Below are 21,621 nucleotides of genomic sequence, written 5' to 3' on the forward strand. Positions count from 1 at the left end.
TCAGTCGTGAAATTATTCACGATGTCGAAATGGTTAAATATTGTTCATCATCATGGATAACGAACTGAAAAACCTTCGCCTCAACATCAATCAGCTGGCAGCGGTGACCGACCTTCATCGTCAGACGATCTCCAGCAGGCTGAATAACGTTGAGCCTGCTCCGGGCAGTAATTCTCGTCTCAAGCTTTATTCTGTCGTGGATATTCTCCGGGAACTGCTGGGCCGAACCACGGCACCCGAGCTGGTGGATATCGATAAGATGTTACCGCCGGATCGTAAGGCGTGGTTTCAGTCTGAACGCGAGAGGCTTAAATTCCAGCAGGAAACAGGTGAGTTAATCCCGGCATCGACAGTGACCCGAGAATTTTCATCAATGGCAAAAGCCGTCGTTCAGGTGCTGGAAACGCTGCCGGATATTCTTGAACGTGATTGCGCGATGACGCCTGCAGCTGTCGTTCGGGTTCAAAAAGTCATCGATGACCTGCGGGATCAGATAGCCCTGAAGGTTGAGCAGGCAGATACGCCGGAACAGGAGGACAGTTCGCCAGAAGAGGAGTAAGCCATGCGACAGGCCACGGCGGCGGAGCTAAGAAAAAACACTGCCGGGATCATCAGAGCACCGCGCCGAATGCCTGTAGCGGAAGCCGTACATAAATATATGCGTGTTCCGGTCGGCGTGGGTAACTCCGTTGAGTGGGATCCTAATCTTGCCCCTTATGTTGTGGAGCCGATGAACTGCCTGGCATCACGCGAATATGATGCTGTCATTTTTGTTGGTCCTGCCCGAACGGGTAAAACTATTGGTCTGATTGATGGCTGGGTGGTGTACAACGTTGTCTGCGATCCGTCTGACATGCTCATCATTCAGATGACGGAAGAAAAAGCGCGAGAACACTCAAAAAAACGTCTGGCCCGAACATTTCGTGTCAGCCCGGAGGTGGCATGCCGGCTGAGTCCTTCACGCAATGACAACAACGTGCATGACCGGACTTTCCTTGCTGGGAACTACCTGAAGATAGGCTGGCCGTCTATCAACATCATGTCGTCCTCAGATTTTAAGTGTGTGGCGCTGACGGATTACGATCGCTTCCCGGAAGATATCGACGGGGAAGGGGACGGATTTTCGCTTGCTTCAAAACGTACCACCACCTTTATGTCGGCGGGGATGACGCTGGTCGAGAGTTCACCGGGCAGGGAAATCACCAATACGAAGTGGCGGAGAAAGTCACCTCACGAAGCCCCTCCCACGACCGGGATCCTGTCTTTATATAATCGCGGCGATCGCCGTCGCTGGTACTGGCCATGCCCACATTGCGGGGAATACTTTCAACCGGCCATGGAGGCGATGACAGGCTACCGGGAAACGCCTGACCCGGTAATAGCCAGTGAAGCGGCGCATATTGATTGTCCGCATTGTAACGGCATGATTACCGCCGACAGGAAGCGAGAACTGAACGGAAAGGGTGTCTGGTTGCGAGAGGGACAGACTATCGACCGTGAGGGCAACATTACCGGAGAAGCCCGACGCTCGCGCATTGCCTCGTTCTGGATGGAGGGACCAGCGGCTGCATACCAGACATGGGCGCAACTGGTCTACAAATTACTGACGGCGGAACAGGACTATGAGGCCACCGGAAGCGAAGAAACGCTCAAGACGGTAATTAATACTGACTGGGGGCTTCCTTATCTCCCCCGTGCAGCCAGTGAGCAGCGACGTGCTGACGTGCTGATGCTGCGGGCAGAAGACTATGGCAAACGGCTTGTGCCGCCGAAAGTCCGTTTTCTTCTGGCGTCGGTGGATGTGCAGGGTGGGAAGAAGCGCCGTTTTGTCGTCCAGATCATCGGATACGGTGAAAACGGCGAACGCTGGCTGGTGGACCGCTATAACATCCGCCAGTCCCTGCGTTGTGATGAAAATGGTGAGGCACAGCAGGTGCATCCCGGATCCTATCCGGAAGACTGGCAACTGCTCATCACGGATGTCCTCGAAAAAACCTATGCGCTGCAGTCAGACCCTTCGCGACGGATGCCCATTCTTGCAATGGCTGTCGACAGCGGCGGGGAAGATGGGGTAACGGATAACGCCTATAAATTCTGGCGCCAGTGTCGTCGTGACGGACTGGGTAAACGGGTTTACCTGATAAAAGGTGACAGCACCCGACGCCAGAAAATCATTACCAAAACGCACCCTGACAACACAGGCCGAAGCGATCGCCGGGCGGATGCGCGTGGTGAGGTTCCGGTTTATCTGTTGCAGACAGACCTGCTGAAAGATCAGCTCAGTAACAACCTTGAACGTGAAACCCCAGGTGCCGGGTATATCCATTTTCCTGACTGGCTGGGGGAGTGGTTCTACGAAGAACTGACCTACGAAGAACGCGGCACGGACGGAAAATGGCGCAAGCCCGGAAAAGGCAATAACGAAGCCTTTGACCTTTTCTGTTATGCCCACGCCGTCGCTGTCCTGCGTGGTTATGAAAAAATCCGGGACTGGGAACAGCCCCCGGCATGGGCTGCCACTCAGGAGAGTAATTCAAACATCATTGACGGGGAGCGCCCCAGGGAGATTGCTGTGAAAAAAGCGGTACCTGTACGTTCGTCTCCTGTTTCTGTAACTGAACAGCCTAGCCCGCTTTCTGGTGGCTGGCTGGGTGTCAGTGACAACGGAGGCTGGCTGTGACGAAATCAGAAATTCAGCAGATGCTGGTAACTGTGCGTCAGGCTTACCGGGATTCTCTGGACGGTAAAAGCGTGTCATTCACGGGGGTTAATGGCCGGGCAATTACCAACCATGACCCCAAAGCCCTGCGTGACGAGCTTGAATACTGGGAAAGGCGCTGGCGCGCTGTCTCAAACCGCAACGGCTCGTTCAAACTCGCTAACTTTATGTAAGGCAAATCATGGGATTTTTTGAAAAGGCACTGGGCGCAATATCGCCCGGGTGGGCGGCATCACGCGCACAAAACCGACTCAGACTCAGAGCCTATGAGGCAGCAAATCCGACTCGTCTGCATAAGGGGAAACGTGAATCCCGGTCGGCGGACACCGCTGTATTTGCAGCCGGTGCTTCATTACGAGAACAGGCCCGCTGGCTGGATGAAAACCATGATCTGGTGATTGGTCTTTTTGACAAGATGGAGGAGCGGGTCATCGGTGCTCACGGGATCCACGTTGAACCGCAGCCGCTGGATCTTGAAGGTAATCTCCACTCTGAGTTTGCTGGTCAGTTATCCGCGCTCTGGGCGGAATGGTCGGTTCGTCCGGAAGTGACCGGGATGTTTACCCGTCCGGAAGCAGAGCGGCTTTTGTTACGTTCAGCACTGCGTGATGGCGAGGTGTTTACACAGATGGTACGGGGAAATGTTGCCGGGTTGCAGCATTCAACCCAGGTACCGTTTTCTCTTGAACTGCTGGAGGCGGATTTTGTTCCGTTTAACCTGAACAGTACCTCCGGGCAGCAGATCCGCCAGGGGATTATTGTCAATGCCTGGGGCCGACCGACGGGTTACAGAGTTTATAAGAACCATCCTGCCAGTTTTGCCGGACTCAATGCTGATTTAAAAACTGTTTCGGCTGACAGCATGCTGCACCTGGCTATGCGTAAACGGCTTCACCAGTTAAGGGGGATCAGCCTCATCCATGGCGTGATCACCCGACTCTCCGATATTAAGGATTATGAAGAGAGTGAGCGCGTGGCGGCACGTATTGCGGCGGCGCTGGGTTTCTATATCAAACGTGGCGATGCTCAGTCTCTTGATACAGAAACCGAGTTTTCAACACCGGGTGGACAGCGCCATTACGATATTGCGCCCGGGATGATTTATGACGAGCTAAAGCCAGGCGAGGATCTGGGCATGGTGGAGTCGAATCGCCCGAATGTTCATCTGTATGAGTTCAGGAATGGTCAGATGCGCGCTGTGGCGGCGGGGACACGTGGCAGTTATTCCAGCATCGCGCGGGATTACAACGGTACCTACAGTTCACAGCGGCAGGAGCTGGTTGAGAGTTTTGAAGGTTACAACGTTCTGCAGCAGTGGTTTGTTGGGCAGCAAAGCCGTCCTGTATACCGAAACTGGCTGGCAATGACGTTGCTCAGCGGCGTTACCATCCCCAAAGATGTCGACAAAAAATCCCTTTACAACGCGCTCTATCTTGGGCCAGTCATGCCATGGATTGATCCGGGAAAAGAGGCTGCTGCCTGGAAGGCAATTGTCCGTGGAGGGGCAGGCACAGAAGCCGAATGGACGCGCGCACGTGGTAAGAATCCGCAGGAGGTGAAACGTCAGCGTCTCCGGGAAACCCAATTCAACCGAGAAAACGGGCTGGTGTTTGATTCAGACGCCGCCAACGATAAAGGAGTGCTCCCTGATGCAGCAAATGATAAGCCCGCCCCGTCGCGGGACGATGATTAATCCCCGTGCCAGTGTGGCTGGTATCGATGCCGCAAACGGTCAGTGCTGGTATGAGATACGCGCTCTGGCTGCAGGGCGCGTGGAAATATTTCTCTATGACGTGATCGGAGGCTGGGGGATTACCGCTCAGCAGTTCGTCTCCGACTGTAAGGAAGCCGGGGTGTTTGAGGCCAGTGCCGTCGATCTGCATATCCACAGCCCGGGTGGTGATGTGATGCAGGGATTTGCCATCTTTAACACCTTGTCCCGTCTGAAGGCGAAACTTGATATCTGGGTGGACGGCGTGGCTGCCAGTATGGCTTCAATGATTGTCTGCCTGCCCGGTGCCACGGTGCATATGCCGGAAAACGCCTGGCTGATGGTGCACAAACCGTGGGGCGGGATCGCCGGGGATTCCGATGATATGCGTGATTACGCTGCCTGGCTTGATCGTAATGAAGCGCTGATGCTCAGTGCCTACATGAACAAGACCGGGCTGGGGCAGGAAGAACTGGAAGCGATGCTGAAAGCTGAAACCTGGCTTAATGGCGCGGAGGCGGTGGAAAAAGGTTTCGCTGACACGCTTGAACCAGAACTGCAGGCCGCGGCCTGTGTGAATCAAAATAAACTGAAGGATTACCAGAATATGCCAGAACAGATTAACAACCTTTTTGGGCCGCGTGCCGAAGCTCCTGTCAGTCAGCCGCAGCTCGCACAAAACCCGGCGCCGCAGGCCGCAAATAACTCACCTGCACCACAACCAGCCCAGCAACCGCTGGCAGGAAATATCGACATTACCGCGCTGGCCGCCCAGCTCCAGCAGCAGATGCAGGCGGCGAATACTGAACGAGTAAGCGCAGTTTCCGCTGTTTTTGATGCGTTTCCTGCTTTTGGCTCGCTGAAAGCAGAATGCATCACGGATATTTCCTGCTCAGCGGAACAGGCCCGCACCAAATTGCTCAGTGCGCTGGCGGCAGGGACGACCCCGAGTGCCGGACCGGGTGCAGTTCACATCCATGCGGGTAACGGGAACATTGTTGGTGATTCCATTCGTGCGGCGGTAATGAACCGTGCGGGCTATGCGCAGGCGGAAAAAGATAACGCGTACAACGGGTATACCCTGCGTGAACTGGCCCGCGCCTCGCTGGTGGATCGTGGTATCGGTATTTCTGGTGTCGGTACCGCACAGGCGATGGTTGGGCTGGCGTTCACCCACAGCAGCAGCGATTTCGGCAATATCCTGATGGATGTGGCGCATAAGGCGGCATTGCTTGGCTGGGATGAGGCCAGCGAAACATTCGAACAGTGGACCCGTAAAGGCACACTGACCGATTTCAAAACCGCGCACCGCGTTGGCCTGGAATCACTGGCATCGCTGCGTAAGGTTCGCGCCGGGGCGGAATATAAATATGTCACCATTAAAGATCGCGGTGAGCCGATTGCACTGGCCACCTATGGTGAGCTTTTCAGCATTGACCGCCAGACTATCATCAACGACGACCTGGATATGCTGACGCGTATCCCTCAGGCAATGGGGCTTGCTGCGCGAGCCACTGTCGGCGATCTGGTCTGGGCTGTACTGACCAGCAACCCGAAAATGTCGGACGGTAAGCCGTTGTTCCACGCCGATCACGGCAACCTTGTTGCAGCCGATCTGACTATTGAAGGGCTGGATACTGCGCGTAAGGCAATGCTGCTGCAAAAATCCGGCGATCGCCGTCTGAATATTCGTCCGGCCTACATGCTGACGCCAGTGGCAATTGAGTCACGGGCAAACCAGCTGATTAAGTCCGCCAGTGTACCGGGTGCAGACGCGAACAGCGGGATCGTTAACCCGATCCAGAACTTTGTGACCGTGGCTTCTGAGGCCCGCCTGGATGACAGCAGCCCGACCGATTATTACCTGACTGCTGCGCAGGGGCGCGACACCATTGAAGTGGCCTATCTGGACGGTATCGACACGCCATATCTGGAACAGCAGCAGGGCTTCACTGTGGACGGTGCCGCATTCAAGGTGCGCATTGATGCGGGTGTGGCCCCGCTTGACTGGCGCGGGCTGGTTAAAGTCACCAAAAAATAACGACCGCCGCCTGGCGGTTTTTTTATCTCTGAAGGCGGCGCAGGTCGCCTTTTCCTTTTATGGAGAAAAAACATGGCGAATAACTATCAGCAGGACGGTACCACACTGGATTATCACAATGCGGGTGTTGATGCCGTTTCATCCGGTACGCTGGTGGCGGTCAGCGGAATTGCCGGGGTGGCACACAACGATATTCCTGCTGGCGAGTGGGGAACACTGCATATGGCCGGTGTTTTTGTGCTGCCTAAAGCGGCAGAAGAAATTGCGGCAGGCCAGAAACTGTATCTGGCTGGCGGCAAGCTGACGGTGGCAAAAGGCGATGATGCAACGCCAAACCCGGTTGTTGGTTCCGCCTGGGGAGCAGCTGAGGCGGATGATGCTGATGTTGCCGTCCGTCTGGGGTTCTGATGAGCCGGTTCCGGGAGCGTTTGGCTAAAGCAGATGCCCGGATTAACCGGGCGTTTGCCGAAGAAGTCCCTGCATGCCTGCAAACGGGTGAAGGCCCGCGTCTGGTGACCGTGATTTTTGAATCACCGGATGCGCTGTCGGGTGTACCGGGCGGCGGGGAAATTCAGAACCATTCCCCGGCGTTCAGTGCAATGACTGCGGATATTTCCAGTCTCGAAAAACATGACGGTGTGGTGATCAATACCATCCCTTACCGGGTGACACATATCGGCGCGGATGAAGAAGGGCGGACCCGCGTCACGCTGGCATATGGGGAACCCGGCAAAACACAGCCTCAGATCGATAAATGGAGCTGATATGGCGCGGGAGTCTCGACTGCGGCGGGATTTACCCGTCGATATTGATGTGGATGTTATCTGGCGAATTGCGGACAGTATCGGTGCGACGCAAAAACAGTTCCGTGCAGCATACTCGCGCGCGCTCAGGCGTACTGCCGCCACGCTGCGAAAGAAAGCGATGGCGGATCTGAAAGACGGGCTGGCCCCACGCAGTATGGATCTGGTCCGGCGCCGTCTGCTGTCTTTTCGTCTGGACAGGGGATCGCAACTGGATAACTTCCGGCTCTGGTTCGGGCTGAATGCCATAAAGGTGAAAGACCTTAAAGGACGAATCAACGGGCGGCTGCGACCGCACCATATCCGGCGTGACCGCAACACGGGGCGTTTTATTAAAGCGCGCCGCCAGGCAGAAAACGCCGGATTTTCCCCGAAAGGTAATCTCCTGAGCGAACGGTCGTTTGAAAACGGGGAGGTGTCCCGTTCAAAACGGGATAATCGCCGGACGGTGGTTATTCGCGATCCCCTGACCCGCCGGACACTCGAAGCAGAAATGGATATCTACGAACCGATGCTGAACTACATCGATGACAACGCATTTGCGGAAGCGATGGAGATTTTTATGCATCACTTTGAAACCGACATTCGCGGGCGCGTAAAAGCCCGTATTTCTGTCTGAGGTAACGAACGATGGCCGAGCCACTGTTGCTGGGGCGGTATCACGATGCTGTGACTGACGCATTAAAAAAAATCGGATGGGTGCGTGATGCCGGTGCGTATCCGGAAAGAAATGTTCCCCGCTTTTCGGGGCTGACCACGCCCGCGGTGTATTTCTCGATTAACAGCTGGGAACAGGGCGGAGGTAATGAGGGGCAACTGAGCGTTAATTTAACCTGTGATCTCTTCGTGGTGGTGGATGCCGCCGGGGTGGGTGTGAGTCAGCCTGAAATCTTTGTCAGAAGCGCTGCGGCTGATATTACCCAGTGGATTGACGGGCAGCAGTTTGGTCTGGGCCATATTGAGCCTGCGGTATTCACCACGGCTGAACGTGATGAGTTTGATCCGCGAATGGATGATTATCTGGTCTGGCGTATTTCATTCACCCAGGCGGCTGCATTTGGTACTGACCCCTTTGCAAACAATGGCATGCCTCTGCAGCAGGCCTGGCTGGGTGTTGCACCTGATACGGGCCGTAATCACGTGGATGACTATCAGCTTATCCAGGAGGCTCAGCCCGATGAGTGATATCGCAGGCGACCTGCAGCGCAGACTGGCGAATCTTGTCCGGCGCGGTGTTATCCACTCCGTCAGGCACGATCGCATCCCAAAATGCCGGGTGGATTTGGGGGATATCATCACGACCTGGCTGCCGTTGTGCCAGGGGTTTTCAGGAACTAACCGGGCGGATTCAAATCCTTATGCCGTGGGGGATGCGGTTACGGTCCTGTCCGAAGCCGGAGAACTCAACAACGGGCGGGTGTTTCCCGGCTGGAACACGGGAAAGCTGCCGGTGCCGGAAGGAAGTGACAGCGAGCACATTACGCGTTACAGCGACGGGACCGAGATCCGTTATGACAGGAACGCGCATGCCCTGACGATTACGCTGGCTGATGGTGGAACTTACAAAATTGTCGGTAAAGGCACGCTGGATGGTCCGGTTGAAATTACGGATACCCTGACAGTTCAGGGCAAAACTCAGATTAATGCTGACACGTCGGTTGCAGGGAATATCGGGGCGTCTAAGGAGATAACGGATAAATCCGGCAGCATGAGCAAGATACGTGAAATATTTAACAACCACGATCACCGCGGCGACAGCGGCGGGCTCACCGATAAACCTAATCAGAAAATGTGACCTGCTGCGGCAGGTTTTTTTATGCCTGGAGAAAAAACATGTCTCAGTTACATGGCGTTGAAACTATTGAACTCACCTCGGGTACGGTGGCGGTTACCACGATTCAGACCGCCATTATCGGCCTGGTGGGAACTGCACCTGATGCGTCGGGGGGAACAGCCGCATCGGGATCATCCGGTACACCCATTCTCGATAACGTTATCGACTTCACGGCAACCATTAAGGGGCGGGAAGGCAATGTCATCAATGTCGCTGCGCTGGCCGGACAGCCGGCAGCCGAAAATCCTGCTGCGGTTGTGACGTCAGCAAGCTGGGATCCTGAATCGCTGACACTGAAAATCACGCTGGGTTGTGATGATCACGGTGTTATCACGGCTAAACCCGGGGACGTTGCTGAGGCTGTCGGTGGTGTTGATGGCGCAAAAGTCAGTGCGAGCGGGCGCGGTGACGGGATTGTCCAGCCCTTCGGCCTGCAATTAGCGGGGGGTGAAGATGAACCCTTTCCACTCAATACGCCGGTGGCGGTCGTCGGCACCACGCTGTTATCCCGCCTGGGTGAAAAAGGTACGCTAAAACAGGCACTGACAGACATTAACGATCAGCGTAATGCGCTGACGGTGGTGGTGCGTGTGGCAGATGAAAACGATGTGGCAAAACGACGTGCTGCGGTACTGAAGGGGATCGGCACCCTGTCATCAGCGAAATCTGTTACCACGTACCAGCCGCGTATTGTGATTGCACCGGGATTCAGTGAGGACGATGCGGTTGGTAAGGGGCTGGAAACCGTGGCCGGGAAATTGCGCGCCGTTGCATATGTTGACTGCGCATCCGGTGCGACGCTGCAGGAAGTGGTACAGCGTCGCCAGTCCTATGGCGCACGAACTGAACTGTTGCGCCCGCGGGTCCAGGCGAGCGATGCAGATGGCCTGCTGGTTTATCGCCCTTACTCTGCGTTTGCTGCCGGGTTACGCGCCCGCATCGACTTTGAAAAAGGCTGGTGGTGGAGCAAGTCGAACCAGGACATCAACAACATCCTCGGTGTTGAGCAGATCGATGAATTTATCCTCGGGGATGAAAACTGCGACGCTAACCTGCTCAACATGCAGAACGTGTCCACCATTATCCGCCGGGCGGGTTTTAAACACTGGGGGAACCGTTTGTGTGCAACCAATCCTCAATGGCGTTTTGAATCTGTCCGCCGTACTGCTGATGTTATTGAGGACAGCATTCAGGAAACCATGCTGGAGTATGTTGACCGCCCACTGGACCGGGAAAATGCGGATGACATTATCGGCACCATCAATGCCTATATGCGGCAACTGGTCGGTCTTGGCGCCATATTCGGTGGGCGGGCCTGGCTGGATGAAGAACTGAACACCGCGGAAACCATGGCGTCGGGTGTCCTGTACATCAACTATGACTTTGGTCCGAAATCGCCGACTGAACTTATCAGCCTGCGCGTCCGGGTGAACAATAACTATGCGCTTGAGGAGATGCTTGCAGCATGAGCGATAAAAACACACTACGCGTCTGGACCTTTTTCCGGCAGGGGATCCGTATTCAGGGGGCGCATGAATTTACGCCGCCGTCTCTGGCAGTTGTTAAAACGGATTTGCGTACCGGCGCACAGGATGCGCCCACCCCGGTTGATGACGGCATGGAAGCACTGACCTGCCAGGTTAAATTTTATGGAATAGATACGGATATGCTGGCCAGCTTTGGTTTTGTCAGCGGCAGCCGTTCACGCTTTACGGCTTATCAGGGCTATCTCGGTAACGGCACTGCACGCGGTACGGTTGAGGAAATCGAGGGTTTTGTACAGACCGTCACGCCGGATGCGCGCAGTAAGGACACGCTTTCCGAAAATGCCGTGACGGTTGATATTGCTGTCAGCTACTACCGTCAGTCACTGGACGGGCGCGAACTGTTCGCCATTGATACAGAGCGTTTCGCCCGCCGGGTGAATGGCGTGGATGTGCTTTCTGGCCTGGCTGCCAAAGTGCGTCTCTGATTTTACTGTTATCCCACCACTGTAACGGCCTGCGGGCCGTTTTTTTATGGAGCACCCTATGAGCTTTCCTGGTGAAACCCGCGTTATAAAACTGTATTCCCCTGTATCACTTGATAGCGGGGTTGTGATCGATGAAGTCACCATGCGTGAACCGTTGGTTCGCGATCGCATCACTCATGCCAAAGACCGCGGCAACGAAGAAGAGAAAGAAGCCCGCATGATTGCGCTGCTATGCAATCTCAGTGAACAGGATCTCTGGCTGATGACGGCGGCAGATTATTCACAGCTGCTGGATGCCTTTAACGTTTTTATGCTCCCGCCCGCGAAGCGACCGAAGGCGGGCTCCTCCGGGCAATAAGATTTCTGGGGCGGCGGCTGCATTTTCCGATGGCGGAATACCTTGATATGCCGTTCAGCACTTTCTCTGATTTTTTGACCGACGAACTGGAGACGATAAACCGTGGGCGGAATAAGCCAGAACCTTAAGGCCGTCATTACCTTTGGCGGAAACCTGGATAATTCATGGAAACGATCTGCACATAGTCTGCAAAAAAACCTGAAAGATGTCGGAAAGCAGTCTGAACGACTGACAAAAGATCAGACTAAACTGGCAGCAGAAATCAAGCGTGCCAAACTGGCCGGTGAAAGCCTAGGGGATTTGAAGCGCCGCTATACCGATGTTTCCAGGGAAATCCGCAAAACGGAGGCGGAGCAGCAGAAACTGAATGTACAGATGCAAAAAGCACAGCGCATTCAGGCGTTCAAAGGTGCCGGTAAAGGTCTGTTCCGGCGCGGTCTGGGGATAGCCGGGCAGGTGGGCGGGATGTTTGGTTCCGGGCTGGCTATTGGCGGTGGCGGTGTGGTGGCTTCAGCTCTTGGCACACTGATAGCACCAGCTGCCACCAATGCTGAAACGGCAACCCGCACTAATGTCGCAAAAAGTTACGGCGTGGACGTGGCCACGTTTAATGCCTGGGATTCTCTGGCTAGGCAGTACGACATGAATGCGGAAAACATTGGCGATCTCTTTGAAGAGTATCTGCACAAATCCGGGGAGTATAAACAGAACGGTAAGCAGGGCTCGCTGCAGGATGCGTTTGAAACGCTCGGGTTCAAAGCGGGGGATTTTGCCGGGCTCAGCGATATGGCGCAGTTCGACAAAATTGTTGAACGGGCGCTCAGCCTTCAGGACGAATCAAAAGCCTCCTTCGCACTGGATTCTCTTTTTGGCGGGGAAGCGAGCAAGCTGCTGATGCTTATCAAGCAGTCTGGCCGGAGCTACCGCGACCTGATGGACGAACAGCGGCGCTACAACCTTGTGACCAAAGAGGGGGCTGATGGAGCAGTTGCGGGTAATCAGGCTATCAATAATCTCCGCACTGTTTTCTCTTCTGCGGTCGCAGAGATTTCCGGGCAACTGGGAAATGAACTGGCGCCGGATATCCGTAATCTGACGAATGATCTTGCCGACTGGTTCAAAGGTGGCGGGATAAAACGCATTGTGACTTTCCTGCGAAACGACCTTTATCCCGGTGTTCTGTCGTTCGGACAGGGGGTGGTTTTTGTCGGCAAAATTATTTACGCGCTGGCTAAAAAACTGTCCTGGTTGCTGCCTGATGAACGAAATGATCAGCGCGATGTACTGAAAACACTGGCTGGTAACGGAATGAATATGGCTCGCCTCAGAGCTGAGCAGACAGGCCAGGGAGAATGGTTTACGCAGCAACTGGCAATTCATCCTGACTTGCCAGAAAAAGTAAAAGAGTCATGGAACGATACCCGCGGATGGTTCGGTCCTGACAGTGACGATGAGGCGTTTAACAAATCGCTTGATAAATACCTGTCACCGGAAGGCGGCGATTCGCTTTTAAACTGGAATGCCGCGCTACAGCAAAACAAGGACCATGTCGCGCAAACCGTTAAAGAGGAACCGGAAAGCAGTGCCGGAGCCTGGGATAATTACGCGCATGAGCCGGTAACATCTGCCAGCCAGTGGGAAAGAGAACCATCAGTGCTGACGTACAGCCAGGGGGAAGGAGAAAGCGCCCGCGCAGGGGATAAGTATCCGAATGCTCCCCTTCTTCCCGCCGGGCAGCAGGACAGGAATGTTACTGCAACAGACAGTTCACCTGCTGAGCCGGTGATTCTGAAAGACGAGAGCACGGGCGGTTACTGGGAAAGTCTGCTTCAAAAAATGGATGTACTGGATAAGCAGCCGCCATCACGGCAGATAACCGATAACCGCAAATTTGAGTACCACTTCGAAATTAATGCCGCGCCAGGACAGGATGAGAAAGCGATTGCCGATGAAGTGACCACGGTGACGAAAAACAATTCTGCCTTTAATGGTGATAACAGCCTTCTGGATGGGGGACTTGTCTGGTGAGTGAAATTATCCCGATATTTGAAGATTCCGGCCAGCGCAGTGCAGGCGCATTACGGGGGGGGCAGGAAGCCCGCGTGATGATGATGCTGGGGAATTTCGCCTTTTCGATTGATACAGCGGCTTATCATCAGCTCACCCGTGAGGCAAGCTGGCGCTGGAGTGAACAGGAACGCATCGGCAAACAGGACCTTCTTCAGTACACCGGAAAGCCTGGCCGTACTGTCAGACTCGAAGGGCAGTCTCACGCCTTTTTCCGTAAAGGGGTGGAAGGGGTGAATGATTTATTTGATCTTGCCGATCAGGCGAAACCCCAGCAGCTTGTCAGCGGAGAAGGTGATGTACTGGGGTGGTGGGTGGTGACCGACTTTTCAGACACGACGAGTAAGTTTTTACCGGGTGGTGGTCACCGAAACAAAAACTGGACGATGACGCTAAAACACTATGCCGACGATCTATCAAACCCGTGACGGAGATGTCCTGGATGCAATTTGTGCCGTGCATTACGGTACTGAAAATCTGTCAGACTCGGTGACTCAGGTTCTTGAAGCTAATCAGGGGCTGGCGGATCAGGGGGCTATGTATCCTTCCGGCCTGTACATCACTCTGCCGGATCTGGTGACGCCCGTAGCGGAATCGCCATTCAGTTTATGGGATTGATATGGCAGATCAGACAGCGATGCCGGAATATGCGCCGGCCTTCAGCATTCAGGCCGAAGGTAAAGATATAACCCGGGTACTGCAACAATGCCTGAGTGAACTGACCCTGACGGATTATGGTGGGGCAACTGCAAAAGCCGATGAGCTGAAAATCAGCCTCATATCTGAAACACTGGCGCTACCCACCAAAGGCGCCCGGCTTCGGGTCGCTCTGGGATTCAATGATCAACTAATCGATAAAGGCTGGTTTGTTGTCAGTGGTGTCTCGAGCAGCGGTCCGCCAAGGCGTATTGAGCTTTATGCGACCGCCGCGCCGATGAACGCCCAGAAACAACCCGGAGATGTGACAAGCCAGAAAACACGGAGCTGGGACAACCTTCGTCTTGCCGATATTGTCAAAACAGTGGCCACCGATAACGGGCTGATCCCCCGCGTGGCCGACGCGCTCAAAGATATTCATATCAATCACATCGATCAGGTGGCGGAATCCGATGCCAACCTGCTCGCAAGGCTTGCGCGTGACTACAACGCAGTGAGCAAACCATCAGGAGGTTACTGGCTTTTTTTACAGCAAGGGGCCACGGCAACGGCTTCAGGGAAACAGACTGGCGGGATCACCATCACACCGGATGAAGTATCAAACTGGTCCTACAGTGAAGGTGAGCGGGGGAGTTCGACGGGGAAAGCTACGGGGAGCGGAGGTAAAGCCAAAGAGAAAATCGGCGTGCGTTATTACGACGAGGAGGACGGCACGACAAAGACCTCCTCCGTTGAACATGATGGCCCGGCGATGACCAATCCCTATACCCAGTCGGAGAAAAACACCGCCGAGCAACAGGCAAACTCCAGGAAAACACAGGCGAAGCGTAACGAGCAGAAAATGACGCTCACGGGGCCATGTCGCCCTAAACATGTTCCGCTGACAGCAGAAGCAAGTGTGTCGACTTCCGGTTTTGGCTCCCGTGAGGATCGGGCCTGGGTGGTTGAGTCTCTGGTCTTTTCTCTGACGTCAGCAGGATTCAGCTACACCTACAACCTTGTCGTGGATATTCGTAAACCCGCAGCGGCTTCGAAGAAATCAGAAAAGCAGAATAAAAAAGGCCCGTCCTACTTCGGTTAATCCTCGCGCCATCCGGCGACTCAGCAACGGAATTTAATCATGAACGGTGTAAACAACCGGACCGGAAAACGCCTGTCCGGCGTCGCCCATTTGCGCCAGTCCGTCAGCGACATACTGACCACGCCCATCGGGAGCCGGGTTCTTGTCCGTGACTATGGCAGTGATCTGTTTTCGCTGGTGGATAACCCACGGGATGATTTGACCCGACTACAAATAATCGCCGCGTCTGCGACTGCACTGGCCCGGTGGGAAACGCGGCTGAAGGTAACACGTGTGCTTGTTTCATTTCCTGAAGGGGAGTCCGGCTGTGTGCTGGATATCGAGGGGATCAACAAGGAAACCAATTTACCTGTCAGAACGGGAGACATAACGATTTATGGCAAGCAGCTATGACGTGATCAACCTGTCCGAACTGGACGTACCGGATGCCATTGTGGTGCCGGATGCGACTGAAATTTTCACCCGGTGGCTGGCGCGGTTACGGGAACTTGATAAGCAATTTGATGCGCTGGTGGAATCCGATCCGACGTTTAAACAGGGGGAGGTGAATGCCTACCAGCTGACGCTGGCTTTTCAGCGGGTTAATGATGCCGTGCGGGCGGTATTTCTCGCGAGTGCAAAAGAGGCAGACCTTGACCAGATAGGCGCCGCATTCAACGTTAAACGGCAGGTGATTAAGCCCGGTGATCCGCTAGCCATTCCGCCAGTTGAGCCAGAACTGGAAGACGATGCGGCATTTCGTGAACGTATCCAGCTTTCATGGGCGCAGCTGAATACAGCAGGTGCGCGTAACGCATACCGCTTTCATGCGAAATCTGCCGATACGGATGTGCTGGATGCCGATGCCTATGGGCCGGAAACCCATAACCGGCCCGGCTACGTTGATGTTTATGTCCTGTCACGTACCGGGGATGGGACAGCGGGACAGCCCCTGCTTGATAAGGTTAACAGCACACTGAATGCAGATGAAATCCGCCCGTTAACTGACTATGTGACGGTAAAAAGTGCCACGATTGCAAACTATGCCGTTACGGCGGAGCTGGAAATCCCGGAAGGACCGGACGCCAGTACGGTGCTGAATAATGCCATCGATGTTTTACGATCATACACCACGCTTTCTCATCGGATTAAAACCGTCGTCCCGCTGTCCGCCATTTATGCCTCGCTGCAGCAATCCGGCGTGGTCCGGGTAAGGCTGATTTCTCCGGCAGCAGATCTGGAAGCGGAAGCGGGAAAAGCGCCCTGGTGTACCGCCATTAATGTCATCCGCACGGAGGTAAGCAGCAATGACGGCTAAGTTTCGATCTCTGCTGCCTCCTGGCGCATTTCATGAAGAACGGGCGCAGGAGCAGGCCAGCGCTGAGCAAATCGCCACCATTGATACCAATATGGTGCGTAAGTCCAAAAACCCTGACACCTGTCCGGCGCATCTTCTCCCCTGGCTGGCCTGGGAGCATGCCGTTGATTTCTGGGATGACGGCTGGACAGAGGCGCAGAAGCGTCAGGTGATAAAAGATGCCGCGTATGTTCATCAGCACAGGGGAACGGCCGGGGCGGTACGCCGTTCTCTCGGTTCAGTCAATCTGCCCACGACCGTGGTTGAGTGGTGGGAAGACACCCCGCGCGCTGAACCTTACACCTTCCGGATCGAAGTACAGAGCAGTGAGGGGGTCAGCGACGCTCTCTATCATCAGATCCGCCAGCTTATCGAGCGGGCCAAGAACCTGCGCAGCTATCTGAGCAAAATCGATGTGATGGCGAATGTGGGTATGGACGGGGCTTTCTATATTTCAGGTGCGACAACAGCGCATATCGATGTGGACATTTTTGCCGGGGAATCTCATGGCTGATTACTACTCAATTATCACTAACCGGGGTAAAGAACTGGAGGCAGAGGCGCTGGCCAGTGGTCGCCTGATTGTACTGACTCACTTTGTGGTGGGTGACAGTAATGGCAAGCAGGTCAAACCCGATCCGTCGCAAATCCGGTTGATCAATGAAACGTACCGGGGAGATATCGCTGAGCTGGTGGTGTCACCGGAACAATCCACGCAGTTAATGGCAAAAATCGTTCTGCCGACCGGGATTGGTGGATTCACCGTTCGCGAAGTCGGTTTAATGACTGACGCCGGAGAGCTTTACGCGGTGGCAAACTGCCCATCGATCGATAAGCCGGTTGGTGGTGTCAGCGTTAATATGCAGTTTCGCCTGGCGGTATCAGATACCTCAAATATCACGCTGAATGTTGCAACAGGTGATGGCTTATTCCTGCGCATTGACCAGAACCTGAAAGAGATAAAAGCGCGGGGCGTGGAAGCACAAAAAACGTCGCGTGAATCCATTGGTGTCCTCGATAGCACGACACAACAAAGAGGGCTGGTTCAACTTAACAGCGCGGTGAACAGCACCAGTGAAACGCAGGCCGCCACCCCTGCGGCAGTTAAGATCGTAATGGATAATGCGAATGCGCGGCTGGCTAAAGACCGGAACGGCGGTGACATTCCGAATGTTGCATTATTTCTACAAAACCTTGGTTTAGTAGAAACAATAAAACTGGCTGCTGGCGCAGTACCTTCAACACGCAGAGTTAATGGTCATGAACTGGCTGCGGACATCAATGTCACGGCGCAGGATATTTTTGACGGCCAGGTTGTGGGGATTGGTGAAAATCAGAATCTGGATGATTACCTGGTGCCGGGGCTTTATTTTCAGGGAGCGAACGCTAATACCAGTGCGGCACTGAATTACCCGGAGAATAATGCAGGTTCTCTGATGGTATTGAGAAGTGCCGGAGTCACACAGATTTACCGCGTGTACAACTCATCCCGCAGTTATACGCGTAGCAAGTATTCAACGCAGGCATGGACACCGTGGATGCCGGAAGATTCTTACCCTGTCGGCGCACCTATCCCCTGGCCATCTGATGTAACCCCGACAGGGTATGCCTTAATGCAGGGGCAACCCTTTGATAAAGCGGCCTATCCATTGCTTGCGATTGCGTATCCAGCGGGTGTTATCCCTGACATGCGAGGCCAGACGATTAAGGGGAAACCGAACGGGCGCACGGTACTCTCGTATGAACAGGATGGTATTAAATCGCACGCCCACACAGCCAGCATTTCCGATACAGACCTGGGAACGAAATACACCAGCTCTTTTGATTATGGTTCGAAACCAACAACCAGTTTTGATTACGGAAATAAGTCATCCACAGAAGGGGGTTGGCACGCACATAACTTTCGATATTGCTCAACGTCTGCATACCGGGATACTCCCGGACAGGGGTTGGGGATGCACTCGTCGAATATTTCATGGTCAGCTGGAGATCGTATTGAGGGAAGTGGTAATCATGCTCATGTGACGTGGATTGGCCCTCATGATCACTGGGTGGGTATCGGTGCGCATGACCATTATGTGGTTATGGGGTATCACGGACATGCTGCGACCGTTCATGCAACCGGAAATGCAGAAAACACCGTTAAAAATATTGCGTTTAACTATATTGTGAGGCTTGCCTGATGACTTTTGAAATGACCGGAGAAAACCGGACTATTACTCTCTACAACCTTCGTGCAGATACAAATGAATATATTGGGAAATGTGATGGGTTTATCCCGGCTAATACGGGATTACCTGCTTACAGTACCAATATTGCCCCGCCGTCAGCGAAGGCTGGTTTTGTCGCTGTATTTAATTACGAGTCAGAAAAATGGTCATTGGTTGAGGACCATCGAGGGAAAATTGTCTACGACATTCAAACCGGGAAAGCTACCACGATTGACCAGTTAGGTAAGTTACCTGACGATGTTGTTTCAGTCGCACCGGAAGGTCATTTTGTTAAGTGGGATGGAGCAAAGTGGGTCCACGATACCGATGCGGAAAATGAACATCTTCTGATGCTGGCGGAACAGGAAAAAATAAATCTTCTGGCGGTCGCAACATCCGCTATAGCCCCCTTACAGGATGCTGTTGATCTGGGCATGGCAACGGACGTTGAAACCGCGCTGTTGTTGGAGTGGAAGAAATATCGTGTCTTGCTTAACCGGGTAGATACCTCAAATCCTGAATGGCCTACGCCCCCGAATATTCTGGCCAGTTAATATCAGGGGCGGAAGACAAATCGATGCGACGTAACTCAGTACGATAGCTTCGCAACGCTGCCAGTTCTGTTTCCTCGCTGGCTGATATATCGCCGTCTTTTGTGCAAGACGACTAAAGTTAACCGCAGAAGAGTGGGCTCAGGCTGGAAGGTTGATAGCTGCAGGTGAGTCAAGAAAAAGTGTGGCTATAATTTACGATGTAGGGGGGGCGACGCTATACAAAAAATTTCCTGCGCGGTGTTGAGAAGACACCACCGCCTCGTCGTATGCAAGAACGGGCGACGGCGAACTGGCGAACGTTCGATAGTGCGAGTATTGAATGATTGTCAGTCCGCTTTGAGCGAACAGCGGAAGTTCGCAGTTGATCTCGTCGCCAAACAGTCACGTTACTAACATTGCGGCGTGTTAATCAACGGGGAGCAGATCAACCATCTCTGGTCTCTCGCAGCGCCAACAGCAATATCCCTAAAGAAATATTGATTCAGATGCTTAAGAATGCTGAGACGGCAGTTTTATTTGAAAGTAGTCCTTTTGCGGACATGGCATCGAAGTAGCTTTTTAATGCCTCACGCTTAAGAGCATCATCAGTTTTCCACACAGGTCCCAAGTACTTCACCCAGAGTTCAACCTCCTCGACTGTGTGTAATTTTGACGACACTAAAGGTTTAGCGGCTTCTATGATGCTCATAGCTGTATCTCTATCGATTACATTGTCTGGTATCGACCAATGTGCCTTACCAAGACAATCCGTATAAAATGATATTTGCTTTAATTGATCCAATACAAAGGGATGTTCTGATTCATCGCTGAAAATTGGTGCAAAATCGTTGAGATTCCTAGCGCCTTTTTTAACTGCATCAAGAAACACCCACATCATATTTTTTTCAGTATGTGAGCGATACCTGTGCCAAATCTGTTTGATATCTTTGCTATCTTTCAACAGCGACATCTCTCGAAGTATTGACACCTTTCCTGCTTCTTCTATAGCCAAGATTGCTAGAGAGGTAGCAGAGGGATAGCGTTTTAAATCAAACAAAGCAGATGCATCGTTCAGAAGCCTTCGTGCGTTAGATGATGCAGCATTCATACCTTCTACAATTTTCTCAACGGCAAGTGTATTTTTCCATTGCTCTAGCTTTTTTGCCATAACGTTTGCTCGAGTTAAAAATTTCATCAATCTTAGGACACATCATTCCTGCTGAAAAGCTAGATGCTCTACCCCTCAATTACATTACTGATATATGTCATCTGAATCTGTAAGTATCCCTGAAAAATGAACCATCAATTTTTAGAAGACCTCTAGTACTCCAGATTCCGCTCTTGGCACAGAGTGGACTGTCAGGTTAGGTTCGGCTCTGTGCCATAAGACAGCCAGCTCAGGTCTGAGCTAATACTACTCAAGCGATATGATGGTTCAAGGCGTTTAATCTGAAACCAGCCACATATCAGCCTCTTCAAACATTTCCTGAACAGTACGGCTTATCTGTTCCTTCTCATGCTTGCTGGCGTCAGTGTTGATCGCCGGCAGTGTCATCATCGGTTTAACCCGGACATCAGCATCAGGGAATACCCGGTGAACCCTCTTGGTCAATTCGCCCAGAATGATATCTTTTGCACCGGGCAGGCCATCAAAATTCCTTTTGTCATAAACGAGTTCCACGAACATTGCTTATTGTCTCTTTACTGGATATATATACAGTATTTATACTGTGTTTTTATCCGGTATTCAAGAGGGGGTTAATGATGCCACGACGCAGCGATATTGAAATAGCCTGGCATGCTTCGATACAGCGAGAACCGAATGGCCGGAAGACTGTCACCACACAGCGGTTTGTCCAGGAACTGGGTAAGGTTAACTGGAACTGGACGATGAAGCAGGCCAACGATTGGATAGAATGTTATGTGACAACATTCCGCGATGTATCCACACAGGAAGGCGAGAACCGAACCTTTCAGCTGTTCAATCCAAACGGAGGGCTTTAGCCATGGGGTTCCCTTCACCGGCCAGCGATTACGTTGAAACGAGGATCTCACTCGATCAGCAGCTTATCAGCCAGCCAGCAGCGACTTACTTCATGCGGGCATCGCGTTCACATTTCAGGGAAGGGATACTCCAGGGTGCGCTGCTTGTGGTAGATGCGTCACTTACTGCCTGTGATGGCTCACTGCTGATATGTGCAATCGACGGGGAATTCAGGATCAAGCGATATCGGACTCATCCTCAACCCCATCTGATTAATCTGGAGAGCGGGAGAAGGGAGGCGCTACCAGTAGATGA

At 53.3% G+C, this 21,621-nt stretch carries 27 protein-coding genes and 1 pseudogene; 25 read left to right on the top strand and 3 right to left on the bottom strand.

The genetic code is table 11. The features are described 5' to 3' along the window. Nucleotides 1-52: 52 nt before the first annotated feature. The 22 genes from OGW44_RS13445 to OGW44_RS13550 all read left to right on the top strand — a co-directional run bounded on the left by OGW44_RS13445 (nt 53) and on the right by OGW44_RS13550 (nt 19,343). Nucleotides 53-559 carry a DUF1441 family protein gene (locus OGW44_RS13445; protein ID WP_047358011.1) on the top strand — a complete coding sequence of 169 codons (507 nt, stop codon included), beginning with the start codon at nt 53-55 and terminating at the stop codon, nt 557-559. A gap of 3 nt (nt 560-562) precedes the next feature. Further along, nucleotides 563-2,680, top strand: a complete 2,118-nt coding sequence (locus tag OGW44_RS13450) for a phage terminase large subunit family protein (protein WP_185654506.1) — start codon at nt 563-565, stop codon at nt 2,678-2,680. Beyond that, the gene (locus OGW44_RS13455; RefSeq protein ID WP_185654507.1) at nt 2,677-2,892 is read left to right on the top strand and encodes a hypothetical protein; all 216 of its coding nucleotides are present in this window, start codon (nt 2,677-2,679) and stop codon (nt 2,890-2,892) included. Before OGW44_RS13450 ends, OGW44_RS13455 begins: the two co-directional genes overlap by 4 nt. An 8-nt stretch (nt 2,893-2,900) precedes the next feature. After that, nucleotides 2,901-4,412, top strand: a complete 1,512-nt coding sequence (locus tag OGW44_RS13460; protein WP_185654508.1) for a phage portal protein — start codon at nt 2,901-2,903, stop codon at nt 4,410-4,412. Beyond that, entirely contained in the window at nt 4,369-6,471 is a 2,103-nt protein-coding gene (locus tag OGW44_RS13465; RefSeq protein WP_185654509.1) for a ClpP-like prohead protease/major capsid protein fusion protein, read from the top strand. The genes OGW44_RS13460 and OGW44_RS13465 overlap by 44 nt, the downstream gene beginning before the upstream one ends. Nucleotides 6,472-6,543: 72 nt before the next feature. Continuing rightward, nucleotides 6,544-6,879 carry a capsid cement protein gene (locus OGW44_RS13470; RefSeq protein WP_185654510.1) on the top strand — a complete coding sequence of 112 codons (336 nt, stop codon included), beginning with the start codon at nt 6,544-6,546 and terminating at the stop codon, nt 6,877-6,879. Then, nucleotides 6,879-7,235 carry a head-tail joining protein gene (locus OGW44_RS13475; protein WP_185654511.1) on the top strand — a complete coding sequence of 119 codons (357 nt, stop codon included), beginning with the start codon at nt 6,879-6,881 and terminating at the stop codon, nt 7,233-7,235. The genes OGW44_RS13470 and OGW44_RS13475 overlap by 1 nt, the downstream gene beginning before the upstream one ends. Nucleotide 7,236: 1 nt before the next feature. Then, nucleotides 7,237-7,893 carry a hypothetical protein gene (locus OGW44_RS13480; RefSeq protein ID WP_185654512.1) on the top strand — a complete coding sequence of 219 codons (657 nt, stop codon included), beginning with the start codon at nt 7,237-7,239 and terminating at the stop codon, nt 7,891-7,893. A gap of 11 nt (nt 7,894-7,904) precedes the next feature. Then, a complete protein-coding gene (locus OGW44_RS13485; RefSeq protein ID WP_185654513.1) occupies nt 7,905-8,459 on the top strand; it encodes a hypothetical protein in 555 nt (184 codons plus the stop codon). Further along, nucleotides 8,452-9,069: a phage baseplate assembly protein V gene (locus OGW44_RS13490; protein WP_185654514.1), complete on the top strand. Its 618-nt coding sequence runs from the start codon at nt 8,452-8,454 to the stop codon at nt 9,067-9,069. Before OGW44_RS13485 ends, OGW44_RS13490 begins: the two co-directional genes overlap by 8 nt. Nucleotides 9,070-9,107: 38 nt before the next feature. Beyond that, a complete protein-coding gene (locus OGW44_RS13495; RefSeq protein ID WP_185654515.1) occupies nt 9,108-10,577 on the top strand; it encodes a phage tail sheath family protein in 1,470 nt (489 codons plus the stop codon). After that, nucleotides 10,574-11,080 (top strand): phage major tail tube protein, encoded by a 507-nt coding sequence (locus OGW44_RS13500; protein WP_185654516.1) that lies wholly within the window; start codon nt 10,574-10,576, stop codon nt 11,078-11,080. Before OGW44_RS13495 ends, OGW44_RS13500 begins: the two co-directional genes overlap by 4 nt. Before the next feature lie 58 nt (nt 11,081-11,138). Next, nucleotides 11,139-11,438 carry a phage tail assembly protein gene (locus tag OGW44_RS13505; protein ID WP_016150413.1) on the top strand — a complete coding sequence of 100 codons (300 nt, stop codon included), beginning with the start codon at nt 11,139-11,141 and terminating at the stop codon, nt 11,436-11,438. Nucleotides 11,439-11,540: 102 nt separating this feature from the next. After that, entirely contained in the window at nt 11,541-13,466 is a 1,926-nt protein-coding gene (locus tag OGW44_RS13510; protein ID WP_185654517.1) for a hypothetical protein, read from the top strand. After that, nucleotides 13,463-13,933: a phage tail protein gene (locus OGW44_RS13515; RefSeq protein ID WP_016150411.1), complete on the top strand. Its 471-nt coding sequence runs from the start codon at nt 13,463-13,465 to the stop codon at nt 13,931-13,933. Before OGW44_RS13510 ends, OGW44_RS13515 begins: the two co-directional genes overlap by 4 nt. Continuing rightward, entirely contained in the window at nt 13,908-14,123 is a 216-nt protein-coding gene (locus tag OGW44_RS13520; protein WP_016150410.1) for a tail protein X, read from the top strand. The genes OGW44_RS13515 and OGW44_RS13520 overlap by 26 nt, the downstream gene beginning before the upstream one ends. Nucleotide 14,124: 1 nt before the next feature. Beyond that, nucleotides 14,125-15,243 carry a contractile injection system protein, VgrG/Pvc8 family gene (locus OGW44_RS13525; protein WP_185654518.1) on the top strand — a complete coding sequence of 373 codons (1,119 nt, stop codon included), beginning with the start codon at nt 14,125-14,127 and terminating at the stop codon, nt 15,241-15,243. A 39-nt stretch (nt 15,244-15,282) separates the two neighbouring features. Then, nucleotides 15,283-15,636: a GPW/gp25 family protein gene (locus OGW44_RS13530; RefSeq protein ID WP_032943848.1), complete on the top strand. Its 354-nt coding sequence runs from the start codon at nt 15,283-15,285 to the stop codon at nt 15,634-15,636. Then, on the top strand, nt 15,620-16,540 hold the full coding sequence (locus OGW44_RS13535) for a baseplate assembly protein (RefSeq protein WP_185654519.1): 921 nt from the start codon (nt 15,620-15,622) through the stop codon (nt 16,538-16,540). The genes OGW44_RS13530 and OGW44_RS13535 overlap by 17 nt, the downstream gene beginning before the upstream one ends. Then, on the top strand, nt 16,530-17,093 hold the full coding sequence (locus tag OGW44_RS13540) for a phage tail protein I (protein WP_185654520.1): 564 nt from the start codon (nt 16,530-16,532) through the stop codon (nt 17,091-17,093). The genes OGW44_RS13535 and OGW44_RS13540 overlap by 11 nt, the downstream gene beginning before the upstream one ends. Beyond that, entirely contained in the window at nt 17,086-18,762 is a 1,677-nt protein-coding gene (locus OGW44_RS13545; protein ID WP_185654521.1) for a phage tail-collar fiber domain-containing protein, read from the top strand. Before OGW44_RS13540 ends, OGW44_RS13545 begins: the two co-directional genes overlap by 8 nt. Further along, entirely contained in the window at nt 18,762-19,343 is a 582-nt protein-coding gene (locus OGW44_RS13550; protein ID WP_101701284.1) for a tail fiber assembly protein, read from the top strand. Before OGW44_RS13545 ends, OGW44_RS13550 begins: the two co-directional genes overlap by 1 nt. Here the strand turns inward: OGW44_RS13550 and OGW44_RS13555 are convergent. Next, nucleotides 19,315-19,398, bottom strand: coding sequence for a tail fiber assembly protein (locus tag OGW44_RS13555; RefSeq protein ID WP_371412096.1), 84 nt, complete (start codon nt 19,396-19,398; stop codon nt 19,315-19,317). The two genes, OGW44_RS13550 and OGW44_RS13555, sit on opposite strands and share 29 nt — an antisense overlap. Nucleotides 19,399-19,449: 51 nt before the next feature. Between OGW44_RS13555 and OGW44_RS13560 the strand changes: the two are divergent. After that, nucleotides 19,450-19,587, top strand: a pseudogene (locus OGW44_RS13560) (helix-turn-helix domain-containing protein); the annotation flags it as partial. 237 nt (nt 19,588-19,824) lie between these two features. On the opposite strand, the gene OGW44_RS13565 reads toward OGW44_RS13560, so the two are convergent. Further along, nucleotides 19,825-20,490 carry an AbiV family abortive infection protein gene (locus OGW44_RS13565; protein ID WP_221774828.1) on the bottom strand — a complete coding sequence of 222 codons (666 nt, stop codon included), beginning with the start codon at nt 20,488-20,490 and terminating at the stop codon, nt 19,825-19,827. A 276-nt stretch (nt 20,491-20,766) separates the two neighbouring features. Then, nucleotides 20,767-21,009, bottom strand: coding sequence for a DinI family protein (locus OGW44_RS13570; RefSeq protein ID WP_047414238.1), 243 nt, complete (start codon nt 21,007-21,009; stop codon nt 20,767-20,769). Between the two features lie 74 nt (nt 21,010-21,083). Here OGW44_RS13570 and OGW44_RS25810 point away from each other — a divergent pair, with 74 nt between their 5' ends. Further along, on the top strand, nt 21,084-21,326 hold the full coding sequence (locus OGW44_RS25810; RefSeq protein WP_446661275.1) for a DNA polymerase V: 243 nt from the start codon (nt 21,084-21,086) through the stop codon (nt 21,324-21,326). Between the two features lie 2 nt (nt 21,327-21,328). Further along, nucleotides 21,329-21,621, top strand: a 293-nt coding sequence (locus OGW44_RS13580; RefSeq protein ID WP_502873893.1) for a HumD family translesion DNA polymerase, incomplete at its 3' end; no start/stop codon positions are given.

The sequence above is a fragment of the Citrobacter sp. Cb023 genome, assembly GCF_030336805.1.
Taxonomy (GTDB): Bacteria; Pseudomonadota; Gammaproteobacteria; order Enterobacterales; family Enterobacteriaceae; genus Citrobacter; species Citrobacter braakii.

Bases quoted from the DNA above. Each gene is read 5' to 3' on its own strand.
- OGW44_RS13445 (WP_047358011.1), top strand. From the start codon at position 53: ATGGATAACGAACTGAAAAACCTTCGCCTCAACATCAATCAGCTGGCA.
- OGW44_RS13450 (WP_185654506.1), top strand. From the start codon at position 563: ATGCGACAGGCCACGGCGGCGGAGCTAAGAAAAAACACTGCCGGGATC.
- OGW44_RS13460 (WP_185654508.1), top strand. From the start codon at position 2,901: ATGGGATTTTTTGAAAAGGCACTGGGCGCAATATCGCCCGGGTGGGCG.
- OGW44_RS13465 (WP_185654509.1), top strand. From the start codon at position 4,369: ATGCAGCAAATGATAAGCCCGCCCCGTCGCGGGACGATGATTAATCCC.
- OGW44_RS13470 (WP_185654510.1), top strand. From the start codon at position 6,544: ATGGCGAATAACTATCAGCAGGACGGTACCACACTGGATTATCACAAT.
- OGW44_RS13475 (WP_185654511.1), top strand. From the start codon at position 6,879: ATGAGCCGGTTCCGGGAGCGTTTGGCTAAAGCAGATGCCCGGATTAAC.
- OGW44_RS13480 (WP_185654512.1), top strand. From the start codon at position 7,237: ATGGCGCGGGAGTCTCGACTGCGGCGGGATTTACCCGTCGATATTGAT.
- OGW44_RS13485 (WP_185654513.1), top strand. From the start codon at position 7,905: ATGGCCGAGCCACTGTTGCTGGGGCGGTATCACGATGCTGTGACTGAC.
- OGW44_RS13490 (WP_185654514.1), top strand. From the start codon at position 8,452: ATGAGTGATATCGCAGGCGACCTGCAGCGCAGACTGGCGAATCTTGTC.
- OGW44_RS13495 (WP_185654515.1), top strand. From the start codon at position 9,108: ATGTCTCAGTTACATGGCGTTGAAACTATTGAACTCACCTCGGGTACG.
- OGW44_RS13500 (WP_185654516.1), top strand. From the start codon at position 10,574: ATGAGCGATAAAAACACACTACGCGTCTGGACCTTTTTCCGGCAGGGG.
- OGW44_RS13505 (WP_016150413.1), top strand. From the start codon at position 11,139: ATGAGCTTTCCTGGTGAAACCCGCGTTATAAAACTGTATTCCCCTGTA.
- OGW44_RS13520 (WP_016150410.1), top strand. From the start codon at position 13,908: ATGCCGACGATCTATCAAACCCGTGACGGAGATGTCCTGGATGCAATT.
- OGW44_RS13525 (WP_185654518.1), top strand. From the start codon at position 14,125: ATGGCAGATCAGACAGCGATGCCGGAATATGCGCCGGCCTTCAGCATT.
- OGW44_RS13530 (WP_032943848.1), top strand. From the start codon at position 15,283: ATGAACGGTGTAAACAACCGGACCGGAAAACGCCTGTCCGGCGTCGCC.
- OGW44_RS13535 (WP_185654519.1), top strand. From the start codon at position 15,620: ATGGCAAGCAGCTATGACGTGATCAACCTGTCCGAACTGGACGTACCG.
- OGW44_RS13540 (WP_185654520.1), top strand. From the start codon at position 16,530: ATGACGGCTAAGTTTCGATCTCTGCTGCCTCCTGGCGCATTTCATGAA.
- OGW44_RS13545 (WP_185654521.1), top strand. From the start codon at position 17,086: ATGGCTGATTACTACTCAATTATCACTAACCGGGGTAAAGAACTGGAG.
- OGW44_RS13550 (WP_101701284.1), top strand. From the start codon at position 18,762: ATGACTTTTGAAATGACCGGAGAAAACCGGACTATTACTCTCTACAAC.
- OGW44_RS13565 (WP_221774828.1), bottom strand. From the start codon at position 20,490: ATGGCAAAAAAGCTAGAGCAATGGAAAAATACACTTGCCGTTGAGAAA.
- OGW44_RS13570 (WP_047414238.1), bottom strand. From the start codon at position 21,009: ATGTTCGTGGAACTCGTTTATGACAAAAGGAATTTTGATGGCCTGCCC.
- OGW44_RS25810 (WP_446661275.1), top strand. From the start codon at position 21,084: ATGATGCCACGACGCAGCGATATTGAAATAGCCTGGCATGCTTCGATA.